The sequence below is a fragment of the Sphingomonas sp. GW821-FHT02B09 genome, from assembly GCF_059421875.1.
This window is the reverse complement of sequence record NZ_JBWKVV010000002.1, coordinates 204,205-229,406: the sequence shown is the minus strand read 5'-3', so window position 1 is coordinate 229,406 and position 25,202 is coordinate 204,205. Positions and strand designations below refer to the sequence as shown.

At 68.6% G+C, this 25,202-nt stretch carries 28 protein-coding genes and 1 tRNA gene; 14 read left to right on the top strand and 15 right to left on the bottom strand.

Annotated features, from left to right (window positions below; all coding sequences use genetic code 11):
- Positions 1-12 precede the first annotated feature (12 nt).
- From holA to AC07U4_RS08970, 4 genes are read right to left on the bottom strand one after another with little or no spacing between them, the layout of a single operon-like run.
- Positions 13-1,032 carry a DNA polymerase III subunit delta gene (gene holA, locus AC07U4_RS08985; protein WP_495195188.1) on the bottom strand — a complete coding sequence of 340 codons (1,020 nt, stop codon included), beginning with the start codon at positions 1,030-1,032 and terminating at the stop codon, positions 13-15.
- Entirely contained in the window at positions 1,029-1,535 is a 507-nt protein-coding gene (lptE, locus tag AC07U4_RS08980) for an LPS assembly lipoprotein LptE (protein WP_447797238.1), read from the bottom strand. Before lptE ends, holA begins: the two co-directional genes overlap by 4 nt.
- Entirely contained in the window at positions 1,532-4,030 is a 2,499-nt protein-coding gene (gene leuS, locus AC07U4_RS08975; protein WP_495195187.1) for a leucine--tRNA ligase, read from the bottom strand. The genes lptE and leuS overlap by 4 nt, the downstream gene beginning before the upstream one ends.
- Positions 4,031-4,038: 8 nt before the next feature.
- Positions 4,039-4,482: a DUF3576 domain-containing protein gene (locus tag AC07U4_RS08970; protein WP_038664675.1), complete on the bottom strand. Its 444-nt coding sequence runs from the start codon at positions 4,480-4,482 to the stop codon at positions 4,039-4,041.
- Between the two features lie 254 nt (positions 4,483-4,736).
- Here AC07U4_RS08970 and AC07U4_RS08965 point away from each other — a divergent pair, with 254 nt between their 5' ends.
- Positions 4,737-5,417: a hypothetical protein gene (locus tag AC07U4_RS08965; protein ID WP_038664678.1), complete on the top strand. Its 681-nt coding sequence runs from the start codon at positions 4,737-4,739 to the stop codon at positions 5,415-5,417.
- 51 nt (positions 5,418-5,468) lie between these two features.
- Here AC07U4_RS08965 and AC07U4_RS08960 read toward each other — a convergent pair whose 3' ends face one another.
- Positions 5,469-5,987 carry a thiamine phosphate synthase gene (locus tag AC07U4_RS08960; RefSeq protein ID WP_495195186.1) on the bottom strand — a complete coding sequence of 173 codons (519 nt, stop codon included), beginning with the start codon at positions 5,985-5,987 and terminating at the stop codon, positions 5,469-5,471.
- A gap of 20 nt (positions 5,988-6,007) precedes the next feature.
- Between AC07U4_RS08960 and AC07U4_RS08955 the strand changes: the two genes are divergently transcribed.
- Both AC07U4_RS08955 and AC07U4_RS08950 read left to right on the top strand, forming a co-directional pair.
- Complete coding sequence (locus tag AC07U4_RS08955) at positions 6,008-6,679, top strand: YggS family pyridoxal phosphate-dependent enzyme (RefSeq protein WP_495195185.1); 672 nt, start codon at positions 6,008-6,010, stop codon at positions 6,677-6,679.
- The gene (locus AC07U4_RS08950) at positions 6,676-7,347 is read left to right on the top strand and encodes an HAD family hydrolase (protein ID WP_495195184.1); all 672 of its coding nucleotides are present in this window, start codon (positions 6,676-6,678) and stop codon (positions 7,345-7,347) included. Before AC07U4_RS08955 ends, AC07U4_RS08950 begins: the two co-directional genes overlap by 4 nt.
- 68 nt (positions 7,348-7,415) lie before the next feature.
- Here the strand turns inward: AC07U4_RS08950 and AC07U4_RS08945 are convergent, their stop codons facing one another.
- A complete protein-coding gene (locus tag AC07U4_RS08945; RefSeq protein ID WP_038664693.1) occupies positions 7,416-8,012 on the bottom strand; it encodes an ankyrin repeat domain-containing protein in 597 nt (198 codons plus the stop codon).
- Positions 8,013-8,075: 63 nt separating this feature from the next.
- Between AC07U4_RS08945 and AC07U4_RS08940 the strand changes: the two genes are divergently transcribed.
- Genes AC07U4_RS08940 through AC07U4_RS08930 form a run of 3 tightly spaced genes read left to right on the top strand, consistent with a single transcriptional unit; the run spans position 8,076 to position 9,753 of the window.
- A complete protein-coding gene (locus AC07U4_RS08940; protein WP_495195183.1) occupies positions 8,076-8,657 on the top strand; it encodes an SCO family protein in 582 nt (193 codons plus the stop codon).
- Positions 8,654-9,082, top strand: a complete 429-nt coding sequence (locus AC07U4_RS08935) for a YcgN family cysteine cluster protein (RefSeq protein WP_038664698.1) — start codon at positions 8,654-8,656, stop codon at positions 9,080-9,082. Before AC07U4_RS08940 ends, AC07U4_RS08935 begins: the two co-directional genes overlap by 4 nt.
- Entirely contained in the window at positions 9,079-9,753 is a 675-nt protein-coding gene (locus AC07U4_RS08930) for a M48 family metallopeptidase (RefSeq protein ID WP_495195182.1), read from the top strand. Before AC07U4_RS08935 ends, AC07U4_RS08930 begins: the two co-directional genes overlap by 4 nt.
- On the opposite strand, the gene AC07U4_RS08925 is transcribed toward AC07U4_RS08930, so the two are convergent.
- The 5 genes from AC07U4_RS08925 to AC07U4_RS08905 all read right to left on the bottom strand — a co-directional run bounded on the left by AC07U4_RS08925 (position 9,729) and on the right by AC07U4_RS08905 (position 15,461).
- Positions 9,729-11,879 (bottom strand): transglycosylase domain-containing protein, encoded by a 2,151-nt coding sequence (locus AC07U4_RS08925; protein ID WP_081974462.1) that lies wholly within the window; start codon positions 11,877-11,879, stop codon positions 9,729-9,731. The genes AC07U4_RS08930 and AC07U4_RS08925 overlap by 25 nt on opposite strands.
- Before the next feature lie 330 nt (positions 11,880-12,209).
- Positions 12,210-12,611 carry a peptide-methionine (R)-S-oxide reductase MsrB gene (gene msrB / locus AC07U4_RS08920; RefSeq protein ID WP_038664705.1) on the bottom strand — a complete coding sequence of 134 codons (402 nt, stop codon included), beginning with the start codon at positions 12,609-12,611 and terminating at the stop codon, positions 12,210-12,212.
- 38 nt (positions 12,612-12,649) lie between these two features.
- Positions 12,650-13,732 carry an NAD(P)/FAD-dependent oxidoreductase gene (locus AC07U4_RS08915; RefSeq protein ID WP_495195181.1) on the bottom strand — a complete coding sequence of 361 codons (1,083 nt, stop codon included), beginning with the start codon at positions 13,730-13,732 and terminating at the stop codon, positions 12,650-12,652.
- Positions 13,711-14,400, bottom strand: coding sequence for a methyltransferase domain-containing protein (locus tag AC07U4_RS08910; RefSeq protein WP_495195180.1), 690 nt, complete (start codon positions 14,398-14,400; stop codon positions 13,711-13,713). Before AC07U4_RS08910 ends, AC07U4_RS08915 begins: the two co-directional genes overlap by 22 nt.
- Positions 14,397-15,461 (bottom strand): type III polyketide synthase, encoded by a 1,065-nt coding sequence (locus AC07U4_RS08905; RefSeq protein WP_495195179.1) that lies wholly within the window; start codon positions 15,459-15,461, stop codon positions 14,397-14,399. The genes AC07U4_RS08910 and AC07U4_RS08905 overlap by 4 nt, the downstream gene beginning before the upstream one ends.
- Positions 15,462-15,669: 208 nt before the next feature.
- On the opposite strand from AC07U4_RS08905, the gene AC07U4_RS08900 reads away from it, so the two are divergent.
- Positions 15,670-16,143 carry a helix-turn-helix domain-containing protein gene (locus AC07U4_RS08900; protein WP_038664716.1) on the top strand — a complete coding sequence of 158 codons (474 nt, stop codon included), beginning with the start codon at positions 15,670-15,672 and terminating at the stop codon, positions 16,141-16,143.
- A gap of 58 nt (positions 16,144-16,201) precedes the next feature.
- Here the strand turns inward: AC07U4_RS08900 and AC07U4_RS08895 are convergent, their stop codons facing one another.
- The 3 genes from AC07U4_RS08895 to AC07U4_RS08885 all read right to left on the bottom strand — a co-directional run bounded on the left by AC07U4_RS08895 (position 16,202) and on the right by AC07U4_RS08885 (position 17,981).
- Positions 16,202-16,483, bottom strand: a complete 282-nt coding sequence (locus AC07U4_RS08895) for a hypothetical protein (protein WP_495195178.1) — start codon at positions 16,481-16,483, stop codon at positions 16,202-16,204.
- A gap of 320 nt (positions 16,484-16,803) precedes the next feature.
- Positions 16,804-17,640, bottom strand: coding sequence for a DUF3800 domain-containing protein (locus AC07U4_RS08890; protein ID WP_495195177.1), 837 nt, complete (start codon positions 17,638-17,640; stop codon positions 16,804-16,806).
- Between the two features lie 254 nt (positions 17,641-17,894).
- Positions 17,895-17,981: transfer RNA gene (locus AC07U4_RS08885), tRNA-Leu, on the bottom strand.
- A gap of 130 nt (positions 17,982-18,111) precedes the next feature.
- On the opposite strand from AC07U4_RS08885, the gene AC07U4_RS08880 reads away from it, so the two are divergent.
- Complete coding sequence (locus AC07U4_RS08880; protein WP_495195176.1) at positions 18,112-19,476, top strand: MATE family efflux transporter; 1,365 nt, start codon at positions 18,112-18,114, stop codon at positions 19,474-19,476.
- Here AC07U4_RS08880 and AC07U4_RS08875 read toward each other — a convergent pair.
- The gene (locus AC07U4_RS08875; protein WP_495195175.1) at positions 19,448-20,203 is read right to left on the bottom strand and encodes an MJ0042-type zinc finger domain-containing protein; all 756 of its coding nucleotides are present in this window, start codon (positions 20,201-20,203) and stop codon (positions 19,448-19,450) included. The two genes, AC07U4_RS08880 and AC07U4_RS08875, sit on opposite strands and share 29 nt — an antisense overlap.
- A 171-nt stretch (positions 20,204-20,374) precedes the next feature.
- On the opposite strand from AC07U4_RS08875, the gene ftsE reads away from it, so the two are divergent.
- From ftsE to AC07U4_RS08845, 6 genes are all read left to right on the top strand, one after another.
- The gene (gene ftsE, locus AC07U4_RS08870; protein ID WP_495195174.1) at positions 20,375-21,085 is read left to right on the top strand and encodes a cell division ATP-binding protein FtsE; all 711 of its coding nucleotides are present in this window, start codon (positions 20,375-20,377) and stop codon (positions 21,083-21,085) included.
- Between the two features lie 199 nt (positions 21,086-21,284).
- Positions 21,285-22,154 (top strand): cell division protein FtsX, encoded by an 870-nt coding sequence (locus AC07U4_RS08865; protein WP_495195173.1) that lies wholly within the window; start codon positions 21,285-21,287, stop codon positions 22,152-22,154.
- Positions 22,151-22,687 carry a YdcF family protein gene (locus AC07U4_RS08860; RefSeq protein WP_038664730.1) on the top strand — a complete coding sequence of 179 codons (537 nt, stop codon included), beginning with the start codon at positions 22,151-22,153 and terminating at the stop codon, positions 22,685-22,687. Before AC07U4_RS08865 ends, AC07U4_RS08860 begins: the two co-directional genes overlap by 4 nt.
- Complete coding sequence (locus AC07U4_RS08855) at positions 22,684-23,397, top strand: lysophospholipid acyltransferase family protein (RefSeq protein WP_495195172.1); 714 nt, start codon at positions 22,684-22,686, stop codon at positions 23,395-23,397. The genes AC07U4_RS08860 and AC07U4_RS08855 overlap by 4 nt, the downstream gene beginning before the upstream one ends.
- Positions 23,398-23,425: 28 nt before the next feature.
- Positions 23,426-24,634 carry an LL-diaminopimelate aminotransferase gene (locus AC07U4_RS08850; protein ID WP_495195171.1) on the top strand — a complete coding sequence of 403 codons (1,209 nt, stop codon included), beginning with the start codon at positions 23,426-23,428 and terminating at the stop codon, positions 24,632-24,634.
- Positions 24,634-25,092 carry an acyl-CoA thioesterase gene (locus AC07U4_RS08845; RefSeq protein WP_495195170.1) on the top strand — a complete coding sequence of 153 codons (459 nt, stop codon included), beginning with the start codon at positions 24,634-24,636 and terminating at the stop codon, positions 25,090-25,092. Before AC07U4_RS08850 ends, AC07U4_RS08845 begins: the two co-directional genes overlap by 1 nt.
- Positions 25,093-25,202: the final 110 nt, after the last annotated feature.

Here is a 25,202-nt window from a genome sequence, read left to right as displayed (position 1 = left end):
ATCTCGCGGGGGCTAACCCCGGCGTTCGACGCTCCGCGTCAGCTCGGTCAGCGCATGATCCGCCAGCACGCTGCCGGCATTGCCGCTCGCCATGATCGCGCGTTCGGCATGGCGGACGCGGGTGAGCGCGGTGGCGAGCATCGCCGGCGTCCAGCGGCGCAGCGTCTGTGCGGTGGCGGCTTCCTCCTTGAAGAAGATGCGGTGGCGTTTGAAGACGGTGTCCTGCGTCGCGCCGGCATCGATCTCCGCCTTCATCTCGGCGAGCGTCATCAGCCGCCGGGCAAGCAGGCGCAGCCAGGGGATGGGGGAGGTGCCCGCCTCGCCCAACCGGCCGAGTTCGGCGCCGAGCGCGGCGGTATGGCCGCTGACGACCGCCTCGACCACCTGCGTCATTTCCGCCTCGCCGAGATCGGCACCGATCGCGTCAAGCGCGGCGTCGTCGAGGTCGTGCGGGCGATCGGGGGCGGCGTCGAGGAACAGCGCCACTTTCTCGATCTCGCGCGCCAGCACCGCGCGATCGCCACCACAGGTCGCCGCTAGCCGCGCCGCGGCGCTGTTGGTCGGGCGCAGGCCCTGGTCGCGCGCCATCGCCGCCGCGAGCCGTTCAAGATCGGCGGCGCTCGGTTCATAGGCGGCGAAGGCCATCGCACGGCGGGAATCGATCGCCAGCTTGACGATCTTGGCGGTCGACTTGACCGTAGGCGCAAGCGCAACCACCGGGTTGCCGGCATGATCCGCCGCGAGCAGCGCGGTGAATGCGTCGAGGCATTCCTCGCCCGCCGGCGAAACGCGGATATGCCGCGCACCGCCGAACAACGACATCGACGCCGCCTCGTCGGACAGGCGCGCCGGGTCGGAGCGGAGCGTCGCACCGTCGAGATCGATGCGTTCCGCCTCCGGCCCCATCGCCTTGGCGAACAAGGCGGCGAGTTCGGCGGTCGCCGAGCCGTCCGGCCCGTGCAGCAGGTACAGGCGGATATCGGGCGAGGGGCGTTCGAGCGCGGACCTTATGTCGCGCGCATTGGCTTTCATCGTGCCGGGCGGCTGCGCGCGTAGACGGCGACGCGCGCGACGATCTGGTCGGCGACGATGCCGGCGAGCCGTTCGAGCGCGGTATTCTCCGCCGCGATCGTCGCATATTCGGACTGGACGACGTCGATGCCCGCGTCCGACCCGGCGGTGTCGTCGAGCAGCACGCTGCCGTCGGCGAGGTTCACCAGCTGGAAGCGCGCGCGCAAGGTGCGGCGTTCGCGAGTGACGCTGTCGTCGCGGCGCACGCCGAAGCCGGCGATCTTGTCGTCGAGCCGCACGTCGAGCCGATATTGCGGCGTGCCGCCGGCGGCGAGCCGGTCGCGCAGCGCGTTGCTCATCAGCCAGCCCGATTTGCCGTCGATCGGCGTCACCTCGATATGCGCGAGCGTGCCGGCGACGGCGCCGCCCGACCCGCCGCTGTAGAGCGGGCGCAGGCCGCAACCCGACACGAGCAGCGCGAGCGGCGCGAGGAGCAGGATGGTCCTGATCGGAGCCTTGGTCATGCGACGATGTTCACGAGGCGTCCGGGCACGACGATCACCTTCCTGGGGGGCTTGCCGTCGAGCAGGCGCGCGATCTTGTCGGCGGCGAGCGCGGCGGCCTCGATATCCTCGCGCGCCATGTCCTTGGGCAAAGTCAGCGTGTCGCGCAGCTTGCCGTTGACCTGCACCGCGATCGTCACTTCGTCCTCGACGAGCAATTTGGGGTCGACCTCGGGCCAGGCGGCGTCGGCGATCAGTCCGTCAAAGCCCTTGGCGGCCCACGCTTCCTCGGCGACATGCGGCACCATCGGCGCGACCAGCAGCATCAGCGTGTAGATCGCATTGTTGCGCGACGGGCTCGGCTCCGCGCGTTCGATCGCGGTGCAGAGTTCGTACAGCTTGGCGACCGCCTTGTTGAAGGCGAGCGCCTCGATATCCTGTTCGATGCCGAGGATCGTCTGGTGCAGCTTGCGGTCGAGCGCGACGTCGCCGCCCTCGCCGGGGGCCGCGCCATCGCCGTCGAACAGCCGCCACAACCGCTGGATGAAGCGCCACGCGCCCTCGATCCCCGATTCGCTCCACGGCAGGTCGCGCTCGGGCGGCGAATCGGACAGCATGAACCAGCGCGTCGCGTCGGCACCGTAACGATCGACGATCGGCTCGGGATCGACGGTGTTCTTCTTCGACTTCGACATCTTCTCGACGCGGCCGATAGTGACCGGCTGGCCGGTGGCGACCTCGAGCCCGTCGCGGACGTCATCGGGAGAGAGCCAGCGGTTGTCCGTCGATTTGTACGTCTCGTGCGTCACCATGCCCTGCGTGAACAGGCCGGTGAACGGCTCGGCGATATCGAGCTGCCCCATATGCTTGAGCGCGCGCGTCCAGAAGCGTGCGTAGAGCAGGTGGAGGATCGCATGCTCGACCCCGCCGATATACTGGCCGACTGGCAGCCAGCTCTCGGCGACCGCACGATCGAACGGCCGGTCCTTGGGCTGGCTGGCGAAGCGGATGAAATACCACGACGAATCCGCGAAGGTATCGAGCGTGTCGGTCTCGCGCACCGCCGGCTTGCCGCATGCCGGGCAAGCGACGTGCTTCCACGTCTGATGCCGGTCGAGCGGATTGCCGGGGACGGCGAAGGACACGTCCTCGGGCAGCACGACGGGAAGCTGGTCCTTGGGGACCGGCTGCACGCCGCATGCCTCGCAATGGATGATCGGGATCGGCGTGCCCCAATAGCGCTGGCGGCTGACGCCCCAGTCGCGCAGGCGATAGACGGTTGAGCCCTTGCCCCAGCCACCGGCTTCGGCGCGACGGATTACCTCGCGCTTGGCATCCTCGACGTCCATGCCGTCGAGGAAGTGCGAGTTCACCAGAGCGCCGGGGCCGGTATAGGCCTCGTCACCGGTGAAGACGGGATCGGTCTGGTCGCCGTCGGAGACGACGCGCTGCACGGGAATGTCGTATTTGCGCGCGAAGTCGAGATCGCGCTGGTCGTGCGCGGGGACGCCCATCACCGCGCCGGTGCCGTAATCCATCAGCACGAAATTCGCGATGTAGATCGGCAACCGGCGGGTTGCGTCGAACGGATGCGCGGCAGTGAGGCCGGTGTCGAAGCCGAGCTTCTCCTGCGTTTCCAGCTCGGCGGCGGTGGTGCCGCCCTGCTTGCAGCGCTCGATGAATGCCGCGACCTCGGGCCGCTCGGCGATCGATTGCGCGATCGGGTGATCCGCGGCGACCGCGACGAAGCTCGCGCCGAAGATCGTGTCGGGGCGGGTCGAGAAGACCTCGACCGTGCCGCCGTCCGACACCGCGAAGCCGAAGGTCAGCCCCTGGCTCTTGCCGATCCAGTTCTCCTGCATCAGCTTGACCTTGTCGGGCCAGTGTTCGAGCTTGCCGAGCCCCTCGATCAGCTCGTCGGCGAAGTCGGTGATCTTCAGGAACCACTGGCTGAGCTTGCGCTTCTCGACCAGCGCCCCCGAACGCCAGCCGCGCCCGTCGATCACCTGTTCGTTGGCGAGCACGGTCATGTCGACCGGGTCCCAATTGACCGCCGATTCCTTGCGATAGACCAGCCCGGCGGCGAACATGTCGAGGAACAGCGCCTGTTCGTGGCCGTAATAATCGGGTTCGCAGGTGGCGAGCTCGCGGCTCCAGTCGAGCGCGAAGCCGAGCCGCTTCAGCTGCGCCTTCATCGTCGCGATATTCTCGCGCGTCCAGCTGCCGGGATGGACCTGCTTTTCCATCGCCGCATTTTCGGCGGGCATGCCGAACGCATCCCAGCCCATCGGATGGAGCACTTCGTAGCCGCGCATCCGGCGGAAGCGCGCGAGCACGTCGCCCATCGTGTAATTGCGCACGTGCCCCATGTGGATGCGCCCCGACGGATAGGGGAACATCTCGAGCACGTAGCTCTGCGGCTTGCCGCTATCGTCGCGGGCGGCAAAGGTCTGGCGGTCGTCCCAGACCTTCTGCCAGGTCGAGTCCGCTTGCAGCGCGTTGAAACGCGTAACCATGGTCTGGATTAGCCCGCGATGGACGCGCGGCGCAGATCGCGGGCCCGGGTGAGGATGACGTCTTCGAGCTTCTGCGTGGTCGCGGCGGCGACGGGGGCGGAGACCCACTGACCGTTGCGATTGACCTCGCGCAGCGCCGCGACGCGGACCGCATCGGCGCGCAGATCCTGGTCGAGGATCGAGACGGTCACCTTCATCCGCTCGGTCGGCACCTGCGGGTTGACGTACCAGTCGGTGACGATGACGCCGCCGTTGGAATCGGTCTGGACCAGCGGCATGAACGACAGCGTGTCGAGGCTCGCGCGCCACAGATAGGCGTTGACGCCGATCGTCGTCACCTTCGACGCGGCGAGGTCGGTCTTGGCGACGGCGTTGCCACCGCGGCCGCCGCAAGCGGCGAGCGGCAGCGCAATGGCGGCGACCATGAGGGCGGTGCGCAACGAGCGGATCATGGGCGTAACTGTCCTGCGATAAAAAGGGCGCTTTTCGCTCTATAGATGCAGGGGGGGACCCGCAAGCGACGCGTCGTGACCGCGATGGGACCGAGATCTGTGGGACTAATGCAACAGTCGGGGGAAATGATGCATCGGACGATCAAGGTTCCATATTGGTGTGGGCCTGAATCGTGTTAGGCGCGTTGCAGCGGGAGTCGAGGGGACTGCTAGTGTTTGCCAAGCGTGCCATGGGGCGTGCAGTGACTGGAGTGATGACGGCGACGCTCTGCGTTACCGCTATCATGGTCGCGCCCGCTTTCGGCGCCAGCGAACGCCCCGCCCCCGCCAAGCGGCCGATGGTGTCGCGCTTCGCCGGCTCTTTCACGCCCGCCGCCGCCGATCCGCGGCTCGCCGCGGCGATCGCGCGCGGTGGCCTCGACGAGGCCGATTTCCGCTTCACGCCCGCCGAGGCGCAGCAGGACAAACGCGCGGTGACCGTCGCGGTCCGTGCCCGCTCGACGCGCACCGCCTTTGCCGACGCCGGTCGCAGCAGCGCCGTGGCCGCACCGACGGTGGGCATCCAGCCGATCGCCTATAACCTCGGCGTGTCGGTGGGCTGGAAGCGGTTTGCGGTGTCGGGTGCGGTCAACCGCATCGATCTGGGGCCGATCCCGGGCAGCCGCGAATCGACCGACGTGGCGGTCAGCTATCGTGCGGGTCGTGCGAGCAGCCGTCTGGTCGCCGTAGCCGACCGGCCGCTGGAGAATACGCCCAAGCTGACGCAGGAACTGCCGAGCTATTCGGTCGACGTCAGCAGCTCCTATTCGCTGACGCGCAATCTCGATGTGACCGCCGGCATGCGCTACCGCTCGGATCGCGAGCGGCTGGCGCGGCTTGACGACGATCGGCGCGACAGCCAGTCGGTCTACGTCGGGACGGCGTTCCGCTTCTGATCTGATGCGTGATCGGGCCGGGCTGGTCCGATCGTGATCCGCGCGGGGCGATCAGCGGGCCGTCAGCCCGTCGATCGCCGCCCAGCCATCGAATCCGTAATGCCGCAGTCTCAGCCAGCGCGCCGCCGTCATTCCACCCAAAGCGACGCGCCGGCCGCCGCCGCCCTGCGCCAGCAACACGGCGCTGCGCACGCCGAGCGGTTTTGCATTCGGATGCGACCGCGTCGCGTGGACCGGCGAGACGAACAGCCACGTCGCCCCCGCACGCCGCGCTGCGACCGCCTGTCGCCGATCGTGGACCGGATGGGTTGCGGCACGGGGTCCGCCATGCGCCGGCGCACCCGGTAACCCACCAGCGGCGCTGATCCGCAGACCACGCGCCTGCGCCAGCCGCCGTACCCGCAGGAACAGCCGGTGCCGTTCGCCTCGCGACAGGCCGTAATGGCGGAACACCACGCCGGCGCCCGGCGGCAGCGCGCGCAGCGTCGCGAACAGCGCATCGTCGATCCGCGGATCGGTCATCAGCCAGGCGTGGCGGCGGGGATCGATATTGCGGTTCAGATTGGCCACCGCGCCGCTATAGGGCGCTCATGACCGCCGCCACCAGCCCGCTCGACCACGTCACCGCCGGCATCGCGCACGCCGCGCGTCTCGCCGGCCGCGAACCCGCCGCCGTCACGCTGATCGCCGTGTCCAAGACGCATGACGCCGAGACGATCCGGCCGCTGCTCGACGCGGGCCAGCGCGTGTTCGGCGAGAATCGGGTGCAGGAGACCGCCGCCAAATGGCCGGCGTTGCGCGATTCGTATCCCGGCGTCGCGCTGCACCTGATCGGCCAGCTCCAGTCGAACAAGGCGGACGAGGCGGTGGCGCTGTTCGACGCGATCCATGCGGTCGACCGGCCGTCGCTGGTCGAGGCGCTCGGCAAGGCGATGGCGAAGACCGGGCGGCGGCCCGATTGCTTCCTGCAGGTCAATATCGGTGCCGAGGACCAGAAAGGCGGTTGCGCGATCGCCGATCTGCCGGCGCTGCTGGAGCAGGCGCGCGCCGCCGGGCTGCCGGTGGCCGGGTTGATGTGCATCCCCCCCGCGGAGGTCGAGCCGGCGCCCTATTTCGCGCTGCTCGCCAGACTGGCGCGCGAGGCGGGACTCGAAGGGCTCAGCATGGGCATGTCGTCGGACTACGAGACCGCGGTGACGCTCGGCGCCACCCACGTGCGGGTGGGCAGCGCCTTGTTCGGCGCACGGGGAGACAAGGCATGACGTTCAAGGGCTTGTTGTTCGACTTCGACGGTGTGCTGATCGAGAGCGAATATGCCGGCAACCGCCAGATCGCCGAATGGCTGAGCGCGGCGGGGCATCCGACCACGCCGGAACAATCGATGGCCAATTTCATGGGGCTGGCCGGCGCCGACTTCCGCACCGCGGTCGAGGGCTGGATCGGCGGCCCGCTGCCCGACAGCTTCACTGCCGCGCGGCAGGCGGAGGATGCGCGCGCGATGGCCGAGGGGATCGACGCGGTCGCCGGGGCGGTGGCGTTCGTCCGGTCGCTCCCCACCGACCTGCCGCGCGCGGTGGTGTCGTCGAGCCCGACCGCGTGGATCCGCCGTCATCTCGACCATATCGGCCTGTCGGATGCGTTCGGCGACCATATCTACAGCGGCCGCGAGCATGTCACGAAGGGCAAGCCGGCGCCCGATCTCTATTGGTATGGCGCGAGGGCGATCGGCGTCGATATCGCCGATTGCGCGATCCTCGAGGATTCGCCGGTCGGCGCGACCGGTGCGGTGGCATCGGGCGGCTATGTCATCGGCCTGTGCGCGGGAACGCATTGCGGCATCGGCCATGACGCGCGGTTGCGCGCGCTCGGCGTGGATGCGGTGGCGTCCGACTTCGGCGAGGTGGCGCGGTTACTGGGGCTGCAAGGCTGAGCGCGGTGCTTCGACCGGCCCGGCACGAGCGGTGAGATCGCCGCCCGCGACCGAACCTGTCGGAGCGATCAGAATTTCGGCCCGGCCACCTGCGCGCGTGCCTTCTTGGGCGCATCCTTGAACAGCGCGATCATCGTCGGGTTGCGCGAGTCGCGCAGCGCATAGGCGCGCGCCGACATGCCGGCGAGATTGTCGGTCTGGTCGGGATCGGCGCCCTTGGCGAGCAACTTGCGCGCGATCGGCTCGTTGCGCGCGTTGACCGCGACGATCAGCGGCGTCTGGCCCGAGCTGTTAGCGAGATTAATGTTGGCATTGTAGGTCAGCAGTAGATCGACCAGATCCTCGCGCCCCGCCTGCGCCGCGAGGACCAGCGGCGTATTGCCCTTGGCGTCGCGGATGTTGGGGTCCGCCTTATGCTGCAGCAGATATTGCATGTAGAGACTGCCGGAATGGCCGACGAGGATGTGCAGCGCGCCCTTGCCGGTGGTCACCGCCTTGGTGTTGATGATCGTGCTGCCCGGCGTCTCGATCATCGTCGTGACCTCTTTGCCGTCTTCCTTCTCGATCGCGGAAAGGAATTTGTAGCTCTCCGATTGCTGCTGCGCCGCGGCCGGCACGGCGATGGTGGAGAGCGCGAGCGCGAGAAGAAGGCGCGAACGGTTCATGGCGGGGTCCCTGACGACGAAAGCTTGCAGCCCTGCCGGTAACAGATCAGAGCTGGCGTGGTCATGAACATTCTGCGTCTCGCCCCGCTCGCCGCCGTCGCCCTGGTCGCCTGTCATGCCGCGCCGCAGGAGGCGCCGCCGCTGGCGGGCGCCAAGATCGGCGGCCCGTTCACGCTGGTCGACCAAGACGGCCGGACCGTCAGCGATCGCGATTTCGCGGGCAAATACCGCATCATGTATTTCGGCTACACCTTCTGTCCCGACGTCTGCCCGACCGACGCGGCGACGATCGGCAAGGCGGTGGCGGAGCTCGACGGCAGCGACGCCGATCTCGCCCGCCGCATCGTGCCGATCTTCGTCACCGTCGATCCCGAGCGCGACACGCCCAAGGTCCTGAAGAGCTTCACCGCCGCCTTCCATCCGCGCATGGTCGGGCTGACCGGCACGCCGGCGCAGATCGCGGCGGTATCGAAGGCCTATGGCGTCTATGCCGGCAAGGGCGAGACACAGCCGGGTGGCGGCTATCTGGTGAACCACAGCCGCACCACCTATCTGATGGACCCGGACGGCAAGCCGCTTGCGCTGCTGCCGACCGAGCAGGGGCCGCATGCCGTGGCCGCCGAGATCAAGCGCTGGGCGAAATGAGCAAATTCTGGGAGTTGCCGATCGAGCAGCTCGACCGCGGCCAATGGGAAGCCTTGTGCGACGGCTGCGGCAAATGCTGCATCCACAAGCTGGAGGACGAGGAGACGGGCGAGATCGTCCCGACCAACGTCGCCTGTCGCCTGCTCGACCGGCGCAGCGGCTTCTGTTCGGACTATAAGCACCGTCACGCCTATGTCCCCGAATGCGTGCGGCTGACCGCGGGCAACGTCCGCGGCATCGACTGGCTGCCGTCGACCTGCGCCTATCGGCTGCGCGCGGCGGGCGAGCCGCTGCGCGACTGGCATTATCTCATCAGCGGGGATCGCGAATCGGTGCATGCCGCCGGCATTTCGGTGCGCGGCTGGACGGTGAGCGAGGACGATGTCGGCGATATGGAGAACCATATCGTCGAACGCGAATTGTGAGCGAGCCGTTCGAGGTCGTGCGGCACCCGACCGCGCGGCGCATCCGCCTGTCGCTCGATCCGGCGAGCGGGCGGGCACGGCTGGTGGTGCCCAAGCGCGCGGCGTTGAAGCCGGCGCTCGCCTGGGCGCAGGGCAAGACCGAATGGATCGCGCAGCAGCGCGCGCGTTTGCCGCAGCCGCGCCCGTTCATACCCGGCATGGCGCTGACCGTCGCCGACCAAGTGCTGACGATCGGCTGGCAACCGGGCAGCCGCCGCCGAGTCGAGGTGGACGGCGACATCCTGTCGCTCTCCGGCCCGCTCGACACGCTGCCGCGGCGGGTGGAGACGTGGCTCAAACGGCAGGCGCTCGACCTGCTCACCCGCGAGACCGCGGACTATGCCGCCAAGGCCGGCGTCACCGTCGCCCGCGTCGCGATCGGCGATGCCCGCGGCCGCTGGGGCAGCTGCGCGCACGATGGCGCGATCCGCTACAGCTGGCGGCTGATCCTCGCCCCCGGCTGGGTCCGCCGCGCGACGGTGGCGCATGAGGTCGCGCATCGCGTCCACATGAACCATGCGCCGGTGTTCCACGCGCTCGTCGCGCGCCTGTACGGCGAGGACCCGACCCCGGCACGCGCCTGGCTGCGCGACCATGGCGCGGCGCTTCACTGGGTCGGGCGGTCGTCCTGAAGCGGGCGGGGCGGCTGGCGGTTCGCTGGGGCCCCGTCACGGCGATCGTCGCGTAGCGGCTGGCGCACCGGTGCGGCGGGGTCGCGGCGGTCGTCGCGCGGCTGCGGCGCATCGCGGCCGGTGACGCGGTCGATGAGATCGTCGAGCTGCTGCGGCGCGCTGTCCTGCGGGCGGATGGCCTGCTCGTCCTGCTGCTGCTCGTCGCGCGGCGCCTGCGCGACCGGGTTGCCGTCCTCGTCGACCATCGCCCCGCCATTGTCGGGCTGGCCGAAATAGGTCTCCTCGTCGGGTTCGAGCTGCCATTCGGGCAACGTCACCTGCGTCTCGAACTGCTCGATCGGCCGATTGGCGGTGGCCGGCTTCATGAAGGCGGCGAAGGCGCGCGCCGGCGCGGTGCCGCCGTGCAGGCCGGCGATCGGCCGCGCATCGTCGCGGCCCATCCAGACGCCGGTGGTGAGCCCACTGGAGAAGCCGAGGAACCAGCCGTCCTTGAGCGAGGTGGTCGTGCCGGTCTTGCCCGCGACCGGGCGACCGATCTGCGCGGCGCGGCCGGTGCCGGTGTTGACCGCGGTCTGCAACAGGTCGGTCATCTCCGCCGCGACATAGGGCGCGACCAGCACGTGGCTGCGGTCGACCTCGTGCGTGTAGATCGTCTGGCCGTTGGCGGTGACGCGGGTGATGCCATAAGGCGTCACCGCGACGCCCTTGGCGGCGACGCTGGCGAAGGCGCGGGTCATGTCGATCAGCCGCACGTCGGAGGTGCCGAGCACCATCGCCGGATGCGTGTTGATCGGCGTGGTGATGCCGAAGCGGCGCGCCATGTCGGCGATCGTGGTGAAGCCGACCTCCTGACCCAGTTTCGCCGCGACGGTGTTGAGCGAGAAGGCGAAGGCGGTGCGCAACGTCACCGGCCCGGAGTTGCGGCGCGAATCGTTGCGCGGGCTCCAGCCGTTGATCGTGACGGGTTCGTCGACGATCGAGTCCTCGGGCTTGTGACCCGCTTCCAGCGCGGCGAGATAGACGAACAATTTGAACGCCGATCCCGGCTGGCGCTGCGCCTGCGTCGCGCGATTGTAGATCGACGAGACGTAATCCTTGCCGCCGACCATCGCCTTCACCGCGCCGTCGCGGTCGAGGCTGACCAAGGCACCCTGCGCACCGTCGGGCGCGTTGGCGCGGACCGCGGCATCGGCATCGCGCTGCATGCCGAGATCCAGCGTCGTCCACACGTCGAGCGGCGCCTGCGTCTCGTCGATCAGCGTGTCGAGCTGCGGCAGCGCCCAGTCGGTGAAATAGCGCGCGCTGTTCTGCCGGGGTTCGGGGGCGAGGCGCAGCGCCTGCGGATCGGCTTCGCTCGCCTGTTCGCGGGTGATCGAGCCGTGACGGACCATCGCGTCGAGCACGACGCCGGCGCGGCCGACCGCGGCCTGCGCATCGGCGGTCGGCGAATAATTGGATGGTGCCTTGACCAGCCCGGCGATCACCGCCGCCTCGGCGAGGTTGAGCGTGTTGGCGCCATGGCCGAAGAATTTGCGCGACGCGGCGTCGATGCCATAGGCGCCGCCGCCGTAATAGACCTTGTTGAGGTACAGTTCGAGCACCTGGTCCTTGCTGAACTTGCGTTCGAGCGCGAGCGCCAGGATCCACTCACGGAACTTGCGGCCGAACTTCTTCTGGTTGTTGAGGAAGACGTTGCGCGCAAGCTGCTGGGTGATGGTCGAGCCGCCCTGGATCCAGCGCCCGCGCTCGTAGCGGATCAGCACCGACCGTGCGATGCCGAGCGGATCGACGCCGGGGTGGCTGTAGAAGCGGCGATCCTCGACCGCGACGGTCGCCTCGCGCATCACCCGCGGGATGCTGTCGTAGGACAGCCATTCGCCGTAGCTCGGCCCCATCGAGACGATGACGCTGCCGTCGGCGGCATGGACGCGGATCATCTGGCCGTTGGGCGAGGATTTCAGCTCCTCGAAGCTCGGCAATTGCGAGCGCGCGACATAGACTGCGATGGCGAGCGCGCCGAACGCCAGCACGACGAGCGCCACCGCGATCTGCGCGGACAGGACGAGCCGCCGGCGCCATGGCGAGCGGCGGGCAGGAGCGGAGCGGGGGGTGCGCGCACGGGCCATGAAGACTTGCGCGATTACCGGATGACCGCGGTGCCGACAAGCGGGCGGGGCGATGTTTCGCGCCGGTATGGGGGCGCGGGGAGGGGGGACGCGGCGGGAGCCAAGTGCGGCAAATCCTCCCGCTGGCGGGCGGAACCATCGTCTTTGTATTCGACCGTGTCCCAGACCCACCCCGTCACCCCGGCCTTGCGCCGGGGTCCCGCTTCTTCAGACGGCGGGAAGAAGCGGGATGCCGGATCAGGTCCGGCATGACGGGACAGATTAATGCCGTTGCACCAGCCCAACCAGCCAGATGCAATTGCCCTCCCGCTGGCGGGGGAGGATCTAAACTTACGCCGCCTTGCGGGCGCGGAATTCGAGCGCGATCGAATTCATGCAATAGCGCAGGCCGGTCGGCGGCGGGCCGTCGGGGAAGACGTGGCCCAGATGGCTGTCGCAGCGGGCGCAGCGCGTCTCGGTGCGGGTCATGCCGTGGCTGGTGTCGCTATGGTCGGCGACGCGATCGGGCGTGATCGGCTGGGTGAAGCTCGGCCAGCCCGAGCCGCTGTCGTATTTGTCGGCACTGTCGAACAGGTCGAGATGGCAGGCGGCGCAATGATACAGGCCGTCCGCCTTGTTGTCGGTCAGCGCGCCCGCATAGGCGCGTTCGGTGCCCGCTTCGCGCAGCACGTGATATTGCGCCGGGGTCAGGCGCTTGCGCCATTCGGCTTCCGAAAGATTCAGGTGATCCATGGCGTTAATCTCGTGACGGAGGGGAGCAGCGTCAACCATCATTGGGTCATTCTGGTCGCAAGCGCCACGACCTGAATCAACCCCGGCGGCAGCCAGCGCAGCGCGCCGGCCGACCAGCGACCCTCGGCGAGGCGGCGGACCAGCCCGGCGACCGCCATCGGCCGTGCCAGCCGGGCCGCGAAATCGCGCTGCCACGCGGCGGCGGCGTCGGGTCCGCCGCGCAGATAGGCCTCGGCGGCTGCGACGCCGCTGGCGAGCGCGATGCCCATGCCCTCGCCGGCGAGGCTGGGGATGACGCCGGCCTGATCGCCGAGCCGGAACAGGCCGGCGCTGCCGCCCTGCTGCCGCCAGCCATAAGGGACGTTGGCGATCGCATCGACCGGCGCGCCTGGCGGAAGTCGCGCCAGACGTTCGCCGAGCCGCGGCAACTCGCGGCCGAGCTGGTCGAGCAGATCGGCGGGGCTGCCCGCCGCCTGGAGGCGCGAACGGTGGACCGCCATGCAGACGTTGGCGCTGCCATCCTCCTGCAGGGCGATGCCGGCATAGCCGCGATCGAACAGATGCAGCTCGATCCGGCCGGCGAGCGCGCGCGCCATCTCCGGATCGGCGGCGAGGCGGACGCGGAGGCCCAGCGTCGGATCGCGGCCGCGCGCCGCGGCGGGCCGCGCCAGCCCGCGCACGTCATGCTTGCCGCTGGCGAGGAACAGCGCTCCGGCGGCGATGTCCGGCCCCTCGGCGAGTTGCGCGGTGAGGCCGTCGATGCTGCGGACGGTGACGCCGGTCTCGATCTCCGTGCCGGCGGTACGCGCCGCGTCGCGCAGCACGGTATCGAGCCGTCGCCGCGACACGCCGAGCGCCGGACGCGGCAGCGCCGCCTCGCGATCGCGCCCGCCGGCGACGATCGTCACGCGGGTCAGCCGGTCGCGGTTGAGCGTATCGGGATCGACGCCGAGCGCCGCGATCCGGTCGATCGTCCGCCAGCTGACGAAGCCGCCGCACAAGGCATCCGCCGCCGCCTGCCGCTCGACCAGCAGCGCGCGGGTGCCGCCACGGGCGAGACGGATCGCCGCCGCCGCGCCCGCCGGCCCGCCGCCGACGATCAGCGCCGCCGTTCGACGCATAACCGGAAGGGAAAGGCGCGGAACACGCGCGCGTCGGCGATACCCGCCACGGCGAGCAGCGGTGGCCATTCGTCCGGCCGGTACGACCGCGCGATCGACAGCCGGCCGTCGTGGCGCACGATCGGATGCCAGCGGGCGAGCGTCGCGAGCAACGGGAAGCCGGCATGCGCGAAGCGATGGCGGTGGAGGTCGTTGACCAGCCAGCCGCGCGCCGCCTCGGCCTCCATGAAGCGCAGGAAGGCGACGAGCTGCGCCTGCGTCATATGATGCGCGACGAGGCTGGAGATCACCACGTCCCAGCCTTTGCCGGCACAGTCCGCGTAATCGCCGGTCCGCCACGCGATCGGCAGCCCGGCGGGCGTGTGGGCGCGCGCCGCCGCCTCGCTGCGCGGATTGAGATCGACGCCGACCAGCTCGGCGGCGATGCCGCGTTTGTCCGCCCAGCGCGCGATGCGACGCAGCATGTCGCCGTCGCCGAAGCCGACATCGAGCACTTTCAGCGTCTTGGCGCCGGCGCAGACGCGATCGAGAAAGGCGAGCGTCGGCCGCGCCGCCAGCGTCACCGTATTGACCCGCGCGAGATCGGCGACGACCGCGGCATAGACCGGCGCGGGCAGGTCGTCGGCGTCCATCAGCTCCTCGGCCTGCGCGCGGACGGCGAGGCTCATGGCGCCGCTCGCAGCGCCAGCCCCTCGGCAGCGAGCCCGGGCCCGAAGGCGAGCGCGACGCCCTCGCGCTGCGTCGGCGGCGCGGCGAGCAGCCGGGCGAGGACGAACATCAGCGTCGCCGACGACATATTGCCGTAATCGGCGAGCACGCCGCGCGACGCTGCCAGCGCGGTCGCGGGGAGGGCAAGCGCGGTCTGAACCGCGTCGAGGATCGAGCGGCCGCCGGCATGGACCGCCCAGAACAGGCCGGCGGGCGCCGCGTCGCCGGTCACCGTCGCGACGAAATCGGCATCGCCGAGCGCATCGCCGATCCGTCCCGGCACCGCGCCGTCGAGGTGCATCGCAAAACCGGTATCGGTGATCGTCCAGCGGATCAGCTCCGCACTGTCGCCGAGCGTCGCCGCGAACGGCTGCCCGAGCTCGATCCCGGTCGGTTCGGCGCTGACGATCCCCGCCGCGGCGCCGTCGCCGAACTGCAGCATCGCGAGCAGCGGCTCGATCGCATGTTCCTCCTGCAAATGCAGCGACGACAGCTCGACCGTCACCACCAGCACACGCGCCGCCGGTTCGGAGCGGACGATATGACGCGCTGTGCGCAGCGCGACGACCGCCGCATAGCAGCCCATGAAGCCGATCAGCAGCCGCTCGACCGACGGCGCCAGGCCGAGCCGGCGGGCGATGATCTGGTCGATCCCCGGCGCGACGAAGCCGGTGCAGCTTGCCACGACGAGATGGGTGATGCCGGCCGGCGCGGCAGCGTCGTCGCCGGTCAGCGCGGCGATCGCGGCGAGCGCCAGCGCCGGTGCCTCCGCGGCATAGAGCGCCATCCGGGCCGCGGTACCGGGCGACGCGGCACCGTAGAAGCCGCCGGCGTCGACGGCGCTGCCGCCGTTCGCGCCGGGCAGCACCGACCAGCGATGCGCGATGCCGGCGCGCGCCGCCATCCGCGCGAACAGCGGCCGCGCGCGTGGCTCGACCCGTGCGCCGGCCCAGTCGATGAAGGCATGGTGGACGTCATGGGGCGGGACGGCGGTGCCGACGGCATTCAGATAAGCGGCCACCGAATTCCTTTACACCCGCGTCCGACGATCGGGACAGCAGCAACGCATGATGGAACGACAAGGATGCAGCAAGGCGGCGTGCGTCGATCGCGTCGCCGCATCGTTCGGGTCGATCCCCCGATATTAGCCATGTCCCCTAAATAGTTGTGTTTTTTCTGTGTCTGAATGGTAGGCAGACGATCGACAAACGACGCTTGGGGAATGCGACGTGCCACATGAGTCCATCGCCGGACTGGTCAAAGACCTGACGACGCAACTCTCCGCGATCGCGGTGGAGTTCGGGACGCGTGCCGATCGTCTCGCCGGGGCGGCGGGCGGCACCGGCGAGGCGCAGGCCGTCGTCACGCCGCTCAACGGGCGCGAACTCGCCAAGCAATTGCTGGCGCAGCGCCAGGCGCGGTTCGACCATTTCCCCGCCGAACTGTTCCACGAACCCGCCTGGGACATGCTGCTCGCGCTGTTCGTCGCGCATGAGGAGCGCCGGACGATGAACGTCAAGACATTGGTCGGCAGCGCGCACGCGCCGGTGACCACCTCGCAGCGCTGGATCGACCATCTCCACAAGCTCAAGCTGATCGACCGGGTGATCGACCCGGTCGACCGGCGGCGGATGGAAATCTCGCTGAGCGACGCCGGCTATGCCGCGATCACCGCCTATCTGCGGCGGATGGGCGCGGCGTAAGGGTTGAGTGCGCCTTTGCTGACGAGGTGCTTTACCATCTGGTAGCGACCTTCGCGCCTCATTCCCGTTGCGCTGCTTTTTCGGCGTCATCGCGAATGTCCAGGTGAAAGTCATCGGGTATATCGCGTACGTCCTGCTGGAACTGTTCCGGATATTCTGACGCTATGTCCCGGAACGCCTTTGACAGTTCCGACAGGAATGAAGGATCGATTTCATGCAGATCGTGCGAGATATGTTCGAATATCTCGACTATACGATCTTCCAGATCGGGGTGGTCGCCTAACGGATCGATATTTAAAATAACATTTGCGATAAGACGCGCGATTTGATGTGAAATCATGGCTCTACGATCCTGATCTTGATGTCATCGTCGTGTGACCGGCGTCTGAGTCTAAGATAAATCACTATTTAAAAACAAGATTGTCGCCGATACAGTGGCTGATTAGCCGGTCGGGCCCTATCCTTTTATTCGAAATCAATAATTCATCATGGCAGCGTGGTTTGTGACCACGATTTTCGCCCTTCCAAAGGCGGAAGAAACGCGGCCAACCGATTCTAGTTAACCAAGTTGAGTCATTGCCGCGAGTCAAGAGGTATCCTATATATAGGTAGCCGGGAGTGCGTCACCTTGCACGTTGAGGCTACGGCTTCACCCGGCGTCTAATCCAAGATCAGGCCTTGCCATCCCTGCTTGGGAAAGCGCGCGATCCCGTATCCGTCGATCCGCCCGTTTGCCGCAGACCGAAAAGACGGTCGTAACCGGTCGAACCACGTCCGATCATTATGGGCTTGGGCCCGCCAGATCGCGCCCGCCACCATGTCGACGAGTTGAACGCCGATACTCATGTGTGAGGGCGAAAAGAATAAGCCCTCTATAAAGTTCGCATATTTAGATGTGTATTGGCCGCTGTCTTGCACTAGCCGCTCGTGGCGTTGCCGCATGCTGTCATCGTCCCCTTTGCCGCGGTGGTCTGCAACGATAAGGCCGTAAGTATCGCGTCCGCTAGTCCGAGTAACATCCTGCAAAAAATACTGAAACCGCTCGGTAACGGGCTTGTAAGTCATGAAATACAAGTCGTCTTGGCTATTGCAATTGCCAAGGCCATAAGCCGTTTTGCTCTCTGATGAGCAGGCTATAATCCTGCATGACCTGGTATCGGTGATGATGCCGAAAACCTTATCTCGAAAAGAATTCTTGTCGTCGATGCTCCATTCGAGCATCGGGTTGTCAGCATCTTTGTTGTTTGGCGCGAAAAACCTCCACTTGACCTCGCCGCGGTACTTGCTGGCACGCTTCAAGCCTGTCAGCTTATCCCGCATGCCGGGCCAGCGATCCTCGGGTATAACCAAGCCCGCTATAACGAAGTAGCCGTGTTGCTTCGTGTCAGGTTTTGGCGGTGTACCGCTCTCGTCGATGAAGAGGAGATGCATCTCTAATTGAACCGCGGGATGATGCAGGCGGGTTTTCCACCAATCAACGTTGGGGATGAAAGCCACGCGTCGCAGGAAGATGATTCGGGCATATCAGGGATATTAACAGCTTTTCGGAGCCATGCGCAAAAGCCGTCGACCTTTGGGGTGCGATACCGCGCCACTGGCGGGTAGGTCGCCAAGCGAGACTTACGCGCAGCCTGAACGAACGCCACTTATACAAAAAAGCGGTACACGGACATGGCAACCGCCAACAAATATGGGAGCATGTCTCGTCTGCGCTGGAAAATCCAGCCTATCACACCTTAAAGGTGGGAGAGTGGTGCGGCCGAGAAGACTCGAACTTCCACGGGCTTTCGCCCACAACGACCTCAACGTTGCGCGTCTACCAATTCCGCCACGGCCGCACGTGAAGAACGCCGGGCTGAGCCGGCATCTGGCAGGCGCAGGCCCCTAGCAAAGGCTTTCCCGCTCCGCAACGTCCCTTTTTCATATCCCGCGCTTTTCGCTGTCATCCAGACGCGGTAGCCCCCCGCCATGGCCAGCCCGATCCCCCTCACGACCCGTGCCGAGACGCGGCTGCTGCTCGCGCTCGCCTGGCCGGTGGTGCTGACCAGTCTCAACTGGACCTTGCTCCAGGTCACCGACGTGATGGTCGTCGGCCTCGTCTCGACCGAGGAGGTGGCGGCGCTCGGCGCGAGCCGCGCGCTCGGCTTCGTCGGCATCGTCACCGGCCTGTCGTGGCTGTCTGGGGTGCTGGTGATGGCGTCGCGCGCCGACGGCGCCGGCGACCTGCCGCGGACCGGCGCGGTGCTGCGCGAGGGGCTGCTGCTCGGCCTGTTGCTCGGGCTGGCGATCGGCGTGCTGTTCCTCGTCGCCGCCGAGCCGCTGCTCGCGCTGATCGGCGTCGCCGCCGACCGGATCGACGAGAGCGCACGCGTCGTCCGCGCCTTCGCCATCGCCTATCCGTTCCAGCTGGTGAACGTCGCCGCCGCCTTCTTCCTCGAAGGCGTCAGCCGGCCGCGCCGCGTCACCGTCGTCAACCTCGCGATATTGCCGGTCAACGCGCTGCTCGCCTGGGCGCTGTCGGCGGGGCATCTCGGCCTGCCGGCGCTGGGCGCCGTCGGGGCGGCGCTGGCGACGACGATCGCCTCGCTGCTCGGCGCGATCGGCATGGTGGCGAGCGTGCTCACCCTGCCGCGGGCGCGGGAGCGCGGCGTGCTGCGCTTCGACGCCGCGGCCTGGCGCGCGGTGCCGCGCGGCGCCTGGGCGCTGGCGACGTTCGGCACGGTGCCCGCGATCGCCTCGGGCCTCGAACTGGCCGGCTTCTCGATCCTGATCGCGCTGTCGACGCAATTGGGCGACGCCGCCGCGCATGCCTTCCAGATCGTGTTCGCGATGCACAACGTGACCTTCGCGGTCGCGCTGGGGCTCGGCTCGGCGGCGGGGGTGCGCGCCGGCAATGCGGTCGGCGAGGGGGCGCCGGTGGCGGCGGTCCGGCGGACGCTGATCGCGGTCGGGCTGTCGGTGCTCGCGCTCGGCCTCGGCGCGACGCTGCTCGCCGGTGGGGCGCCGGCGCTGGTCGCGCTGTTCCCCGCCACCATGGAGGTGCATCGGATCGCCGCGGCGATGCTGCCGCTCTGGGCGCCGTTCATCGTCTTCGACGGCATCCAGGTCGTGCTGGTCTATGCGCTGCGCAGCCTCGGCGATCAGGTCGTTGCCGGGGTCAACAGCATCCTCGCCTATTTCGTCGTCACCGGCGGCATCGGCTGGTGGCTGGTCCACCACGACGGCGGCGCGGCGTCGCTGGTCTGGGCGTCCGGGATCGGCATGCTCGCCGCCGCGCTGCTGCACGGCGGCCGGTTCGCATTGGTCAGTTCGCGGCTTCGCCGGCGAAGCTGAGTTCGAGCCGCTTCGAATTCGCCGGCACGTCGAGCTTGGCCGAGTTGAAGTCGATCGTGCCGCCGGGATTGAGCGTGCGCTGCTGCGGCGTGATCGTCCAGCTGTAGACGATGCGGCCCTGCGCATCGCGCAGTTCGGCGCGGATGTCGGGGACGCGCTGGCGCTCGCTCGACGGATTGCTGACCTGGCCGCTCACCGCGAACAGCTCCGAGCCATTCTCCAGCCCGCGCCGTTCGATCGGATTGTCCTTGAGCCGCAGCGGCGATTCCTGCGCGCCGATCGGCAGGCCGATGCGCGCGAGCAGTCCCGGCGCGCCGAGGAAGACGATTGCGGCGACGCCGGCGATCATCAGCAGCCCGGCGAGCACCGCGATCACCGTCCAGCGCTTCGACGTATTGCGGCGCGGGCGGAACGGCGGGCGCGGCGCAAAGGCATCGTAATCGGGCGCGGGCAGCACCGATTCGGGTGCCGCCGCGGGCCGGACCGGGGGAATCGCCGCGGGTTCGAGGAAGGCGGGGCGCTCGGGCTCGACCGCCGCGACCGGCTGCGCCGGGTCGAACACAGGTGCGGGGTCGACGGCCGGCGGTGGCGGCGCCGGCTCGGGCGGCGGCGGATCCTGGAACCAGCTATGCCGGCAATTGGCGCAGCGCACGGTGCGCCCCTCGGCCCCGATCGCGCTGTCGGGCACCAGATAGCGGGTGCTGCATTCGGGGCATTCGAGGATCATGCGCAACGCTTTACGGTCGGGGGCCGGAACGATGACCGGACTGCGTATGATTCTAAGCACGTGAGCCGCCTGCGTGGCAAGCTTGAAGCCGCGGCGCGCGCATGCGAAGGCTGCGGCGACGGCCGGCGGACGGCCCGGGATACCTCAGACGGAGCGGTTGCGGCCAGGCGCATGGCAAATATCGTGCAGTTCGAAAATGTTGGGCTGCGCTATGGCGCCGGGCAGGAAACCCTGTCCGACATCAGCTTCACGCTCGGCAGCGGCGCCTTCTATGTCCTCACCGGCGCCAGCGGCGCGGGCAAGACCTCGCTGCTCAAATTGCTCTATCTCGCGCAGCGGCCGAGCCGCGGTGTCATCCGCCTGTTCGGCGAGGATGCGGTGACGATGCCGCGCAGCCGACTGCCCGGATTCCGCCGCCGGATCGGCGTGGTGTTCCAGGATTTCCGCCTCGTCCCGCATCTGTCGGCGTGGGACAATATCGCGCTGCCGCTGCGCGTCGCCGGCGTGCCCGAGGAGGATATCGAACAGCCGGTGCGCGAGATGCTCGGCTGGGTCGGTCTCGGCGACCGGCTGCACGCACGCCCCGCGACGCTGTCGGGCGGCGAGCAGCAGCGCGTCGCCATCGCCCGCGCGGTGATCGGCCGGCCCGAGGTGCTGGTCGCCGACGAGCCGACCGGTAACGTCGACCCCGAAATGGCCGACCGGCTGATCCATCTGTTCGAATCGCTCAACACGCTCGGCACGACCGTGGTCGTCGCGACGCACGACTATCAGTTGCTCAGCCGCGTGCCCGGCGCGCAGATGATGCGGCTCGACAAGGGCCGGCTGCTCGATCCGACCGGCATGCTGCGCTACCCGCCGCCGCCCTGGGGGCAGGGATGAGCGGCGTGGCTGATGGGCGGGCGCTAGCCACCCCCACCCCGTCACCCCGGACGTGTTCCGGGGTCCACCGGGCGGCAGGCGCGCGGGTGCGCCTCCAGCCGGCCTCCCCGCCGCGGAGTGGACCCCGGAACAAGTCCGGGGTGACGTATCCTTCCGGGTATCGCTGCACATCCTATCGAGCCACCCAAGAGTGCCCGGTATGAGCGGGGCGGACCGGCGGGTACTCGACGAGGCGGGCGGCTTGCGTGCGATGACCTGGGTGATGGCGATCATGCTGTTCCTCACGCTGCTCGCCGCCGCGCTGGGGCTCGGCACGCGCCAGTCCGCGCAGGCGCTCGAACGCCAGCTCGCCGGCCGGCTCACCGTGCAGGTGGTCGAGGGCAGTCCGGCGACGCGCGATGCGCTTGCCCGGGATACGCTCGCCGCGCTGCGCGCGCTGCCGCAGGTGCGCCGCGCGACGCTGGTCGATCGCGCCGAGCTGACCCGCACGCTCGCGCCGTGGCTCGGCGATGTCGGGGACGATGCCGATTTGCCGGTGCCGGCGATGATCGACGTCGATCTCGCCCCCGCCGCCGCGCCCGGGCCGGTGATCGCCGCGGCCAGGCGGATCAGCGCCGCCAGCCGCGTCGACCGTCACCAGCGCTGGATGTCGCCGGTCGGCGGCTTTCTCGACACGTTGACCTGGCTCGCCTTCGCGCTGGTGCTGCTGATGCTCGGCGCGACCGGCGCGGTGGTGGTGCTCGCCGCGCGCGCCGGCCTGGAGACGCATCGCGCGACGATCGAGGTGATGCATATGCTCGGCTCGACCGACGTGCAGGTCGCGCGGCTGTTCCAGCGGCGGATCGCGCTTGATGCGGCGCTCGGCGGCGTCGCCGGCGGCGCGGCGGCGCTCGCCGTGCTGCTGTTCCTCGGCACGCGGCTGGCGGCGCTGGGATCGGAGCTGCTCGGCGGCATCACGCTCGATGCGGGCGACTGGGCGCTGCTCGTGATGCTGCCGATCGGCTTCGTCGTGCTGGCGACGCTGGCGGCGCGGGTTACCGTCGTCGCCGCGCTGAGGCGGTCGCTGTGATCGTCCGGCTGTTCGGTCTGGCGGCGCTCGCCTGGTGCCTGGGTTTCGCGGCGTTCATGCTGATGCTGCCCGAGCCGCTCGCCCCCAATACCACCGATGCGATCGTCGTGCCGACCGGCGGGGCGGGACGGATCGATCGCGGCATCGCGCTGCTCCGCGCGCGGCAGGCGCGGCGGATGCTCGTCACCGGCGTCGCGCCGGGGGTGCGGCCGATCGACCTGGCGCGCGAATACAAGGTGCCGGTGACGCTGTTTTCCTGCTGCATCGATCTCGGCGCCGATGCGGTCGACACCCGCTCGAACGCCGAGGAGACCGCCGCCTGGGTCAAGACGCACGGCTATCGCACCGTCCGCCTCGTCACCTCCGACTGGCACGTGCCGCGCGCGCGGATGGAGCTGGCCGCGGCGATGGGGCCGGGGGTGCAGGTGCTCGGCGACGGCGTGCCGAGCACGCCGCGGCTCGGCACCTTGGTCAACGAATACAACAAATTGATCCTGCGGCGCGTCGCGCTGTGGCTGGGGGTAGGGGCATGAACCGGTTGCGTACGATCCTGTTCACGGCGTTCTTCTTCGCGTTGTCGATCCCGATCGTCGTAACCGTGCCGGTGTCGGCGCTGTTCGGCCGGCGCGCGGTGATCCGCCACGCGCACGTCTGGGCGCAGATGCACCGCTTGCTCTACCGGTACATCATGGGCGTCCGCGTCCGCGTCGAGGGACAGCGGCCCGAGGGCACCTATTTCTTCGCCGCCAAGCATCAGGCGATGTTCGAGACGCTGGAGCTGCAATTGCTGCTCGGCGGCCCGGCGATGGTCATCAAGCGCGAGCTCAGCCGTATTCCCTTCTGGGGCTGGGCGGCGATGCGCTATGGCGGGATCATCGCCGATCGCGAAGCCTCGGCCGGCGCGCTGCGCTCGATGATGCGCGCCGCCAAGGCGCTCAAGGCGGAGGGGCGCTCGATCCTGATCTATCCGGAGGGCACGCGCGTCGTTCCCGGCGACCAGCCGCCGCTGCAATCGGGCTTTGCCGGCCTCTATCGCACGCTCGGCCTGCCGGTGGTGCCGATCGCGCTCGATAGCGGTCTGGCCTGGCCCAAGCACGGCCCCAATCGCCCCGGCGTGGTGACGATCCGGATCGGCGAGCCGATCCCGCCCGGCCTGCCGCGCGACGCGATCGAGGCGCGCGTCCATGCCGCGATCAACGCGCTCGAGGAATATCGAGTGGTGCAAGCGCCGCCCGCGGCGTAGGGTGGCCGGGTCAACTACAAGGTGACCCATGTCCGACGATTTCTACCGCATCAAGCGTTTGCCGCCCTATGTCATCGCCGAAGTCAACGGCATGCGGGCCGCGGCGCGCGCGGCGGGCGAGGACATCATCGATCTCGGCATGGGCAATCCCGATCTGCCGCCGCCCGCGCACGTCCTCGACAAATTGATCGAGGTGACGCGCAAGCCCGATGCGCACGGCTATTCGCAGTCGAAGGGCATTCCCGGCCTGCGCCGCGCCCAGGCCAATTATTACGGCCGCCGCTTCGGCGTCGACCTCGATCCCGAGACCGAGGTGGTGGTGACGATGGGGTCGAAGGAGGGGCTGGCCAGCCTCGCCACCGCGATCACCGCACCGGGCGACGTCGTGCTCGCGCCCAATCCCTCCTATCCGATCCACACCTTCGGCTTCATCATCGCCGGCGCGACGATCCGCGCGGTGCCGACCACCCCAGACGAGGCCTATTTCGAAAGCCTCGAGCGCGCGATGGCGTTCACCGTGCCACGACCGTCGGTGCTGGTGGTGAACTATCCGTCGAACCCCACCGCCGAGGCGGTCGATCTCGCCTTCTACGAGCGGCTGGTGGCGTGGGCGAAGGAGAATCAGGTCTGGATCATCTCCGACCTCGCCTATTCGGAACTCTATTACGACGGCAATCCGACGCCCTCGATCCTGCAGGTCAAGGGCGCGAAGGACGTCGCGGTCGAATTCACCTCATTGTCCAAGACCTATAGCATGGCGGGCTGGCGGATCGGCTTCGCGGTCGGCAACGCCAAATTGATCGCGGCGATGACGCGGGTGAAGTCGTATCTCGATTACGGCGCCTTCACGCCGATCCAGGCGGCGGCCTGCGCCGCGCTCAACGGTCCGCAGGACATCGTCGAGAAGAACCGCCAGCTCTATCACAAGCGCCGCGACGTGCTGGTCGAGAGCTTCGGCCGGGCGGGGTGGGACATTCCCGCGCCGCACGCGTCGATGTTCGCCTGGGCGCCGCTGCCGCCGGCGGTCGCGCATCTCGGCAGCCTCGAATTTTCCAAGCAATTGCTCACCCATGCGCAGGTCGCGGTGGCGCCGGGCGTCGGCTATGGCGAGAATGGCGAGGGCTTCGTCCGCATCGCGTTGGTCGAGAACGAGCAACGGCTGCGGCAGGCGGCGCGCAACGTGAAGCGCTATCTGCAATCGATGGGCGTCAACACGCCGAGCCGGACCGCGGGCTGATGCTGCTGCGCGATGCCGCCGATGGCGCGGCGACCGGCGGCGCACGCGAGGGCTTCGCCTTCGCGACGCGCTTCCGCGTCCGCTATGCCGAGATCGACGGGCAGAAGGTCGTCTTCAACTCGCGCTACCTCGAATATGCCGATGTCGCCGCGACCGAATTCTGGGCATGGACCGGGATCGGCGTGGCGCTGGGGCCGGTGTGGGAGCAACTCGAATTCCACGTGCGGAAGGCGGAGGTCGACTATCTCCGCCCGTTCGTCTGGGGCGATACGGTCGCCGCGCACGTCCGCATCGCGCGGGTCGGCGGTACCAGCATGACGATGGCGATGGATCTGGCGCACGGCACCACCGGAGACCTGCACGCGACGGTGTCGCTGGTGATGGTCAACGTGCATCTGCCGACGGGGCGGCCCGCCGCGATTCCAGAGGCGGTGCGGGCGTTTCTGGAGGCGCTATAAAGAACCGCATTCCTCCCCGGAACGGGGAGGGGGACCGCGACGCGTAGCGGCGTGGTGGAGGGGGGCTTCCTCATGGGATCGCGCTCGTGGAAGCCCCCCTCCACCAGCTT

Bases quoted from the DNA above. Each gene is read 5' to 3' on its own strand.
- holA (WP_495195188.1), bottom strand. From the start codon at position 1,032: ATGAAAGCCAATGCGCGCGACATAAGGTCCGCGCTCGAACGCCCCTCG.
- lptE (WP_447797238.1), bottom strand. From the start codon at position 1,535: ATGACCAAGGCTCCGATCAGGACCATCCTGCTCCTCGCGCCGCTCGCG.
- leuS (WP_495195187.1), bottom strand. From the start codon at position 4,030: ATGGTTACGCGTTTCAACGCGCTGCAAGCGGACTCGACCTGGCAGAAG.
- AC07U4_RS08970 (WP_038664675.1), bottom strand. From the start codon at position 4,482: ATGATCCGCTCGTTGCGCACCGCCCTCATGGTCGCCGCCATTGCGCTG.
- AC07U4_RS08965 (WP_038664678.1), top strand. From the start codon at position 4,737: ATGACGGCGACGCTCTGCGTTACCGCTATCATGGTCGCGCCCGCTTTC.
- AC07U4_RS08955 (WP_495195185.1), top strand. From the start codon at position 6,008: ATGACCGCCGCCACCAGCCCGCTCGACCACGTCACCGCCGGCATCGCG.
- AC07U4_RS08950 (WP_495195184.1), top strand. From the start codon at position 6,676: ATGACGTTCAAGGGCTTGTTGTTCGACTTCGACGGTGTGCTGATCGAG.
- AC07U4_RS08945 (WP_038664693.1), bottom strand. From the start codon at position 8,012: ATGAACCGTTCGCGCCTTCTTCTCGCGCTCGCGCTCTCCACCATCGCC.
- AC07U4_RS08940 (WP_495195183.1), top strand. From the start codon at position 8,076: ATGAACATTCTGCGTCTCGCCCCGCTCGCCGCCGTCGCCCTGGTCGCC.
- AC07U4_RS08935 (WP_038664698.1), top strand. From the start codon at position 8,654: ATGAGCAAATTCTGGGAGTTGCCGATCGAGCAGCTCGACCGCGGCCAA.
- AC07U4_RS08925 (WP_081974462.1), bottom strand. From the start codon at position 11,879: ATGGCCCGTGCGCGCACCCCCCGCTCCGCTCCTGCCCGCCGCTCGCCA.
- msrB (WP_038664705.1), bottom strand. From the start codon at position 12,611: ATGGATCACCTGAATCTTTCGGAAGCCGAATGGCGCAAGCGCCTGACC.
- AC07U4_RS08915 (WP_495195181.1), bottom strand. From the start codon at position 13,732: ATGCGTCGAACGGCGGCGCTGATCGTCGGCGGCGGGCCGGCGGGCGCG.
- AC07U4_RS08910 (WP_495195180.1), bottom strand. From the start codon at position 14,400: ATGAGCCTCGCCGTCCGCGCGCAGGCCGAGGAGCTGATGGACGCCGAC.
- AC07U4_RS08895 (WP_495195178.1), bottom strand. From the start codon at position 16,483: ATGATTTCACATCAAATCGCGCGTCTTATCGCAAATGTTATTTTAAAT.
- AC07U4_RS08880 (WP_495195176.1), top strand. From the start codon at position 18,112: ATGGCCAGCCCGATCCCCCTCACGACCCGTGCCGAGACGCGGCTGCTG.
- AC07U4_RS08875 (WP_495195175.1), bottom strand. From the start codon at position 20,203: ATGATCCTCGAATGCCCCGAATGCAGCACCCGCTATCTGGTGCCCGAC.
- ftsE (WP_495195174.1), top strand. From the start codon at position 20,375: ATGGCAAATATCGTGCAGTTCGAAAATGTTGGGCTGCGCTATGGCGCC.
- AC07U4_RS08865 (WP_495195173.1), top strand. From the start codon at position 21,285: ATGAGCGGGGCGGACCGGCGGGTACTCGACGAGGCGGGCGGCTTGCGT.
- AC07U4_RS08855 (WP_495195172.1), top strand. From the start codon at position 22,684: ATGAACCGGTTGCGTACGATCCTGTTCACGGCGTTCTTCTTCGCGTTG.
- AC07U4_RS08850 (WP_495195171.1), top strand. From the start codon at position 23,426: ATGTCCGACGATTTCTACCGCATCAAGCGTTTGCCGCCCTATGTCATC.
- AC07U4_RS08845 (WP_495195170.1), top strand. From the start codon at position 24,634: ATGCTGCTGCGCGATGCCGCCGATGGCGCGGCGACCGGCGGCGCACGC.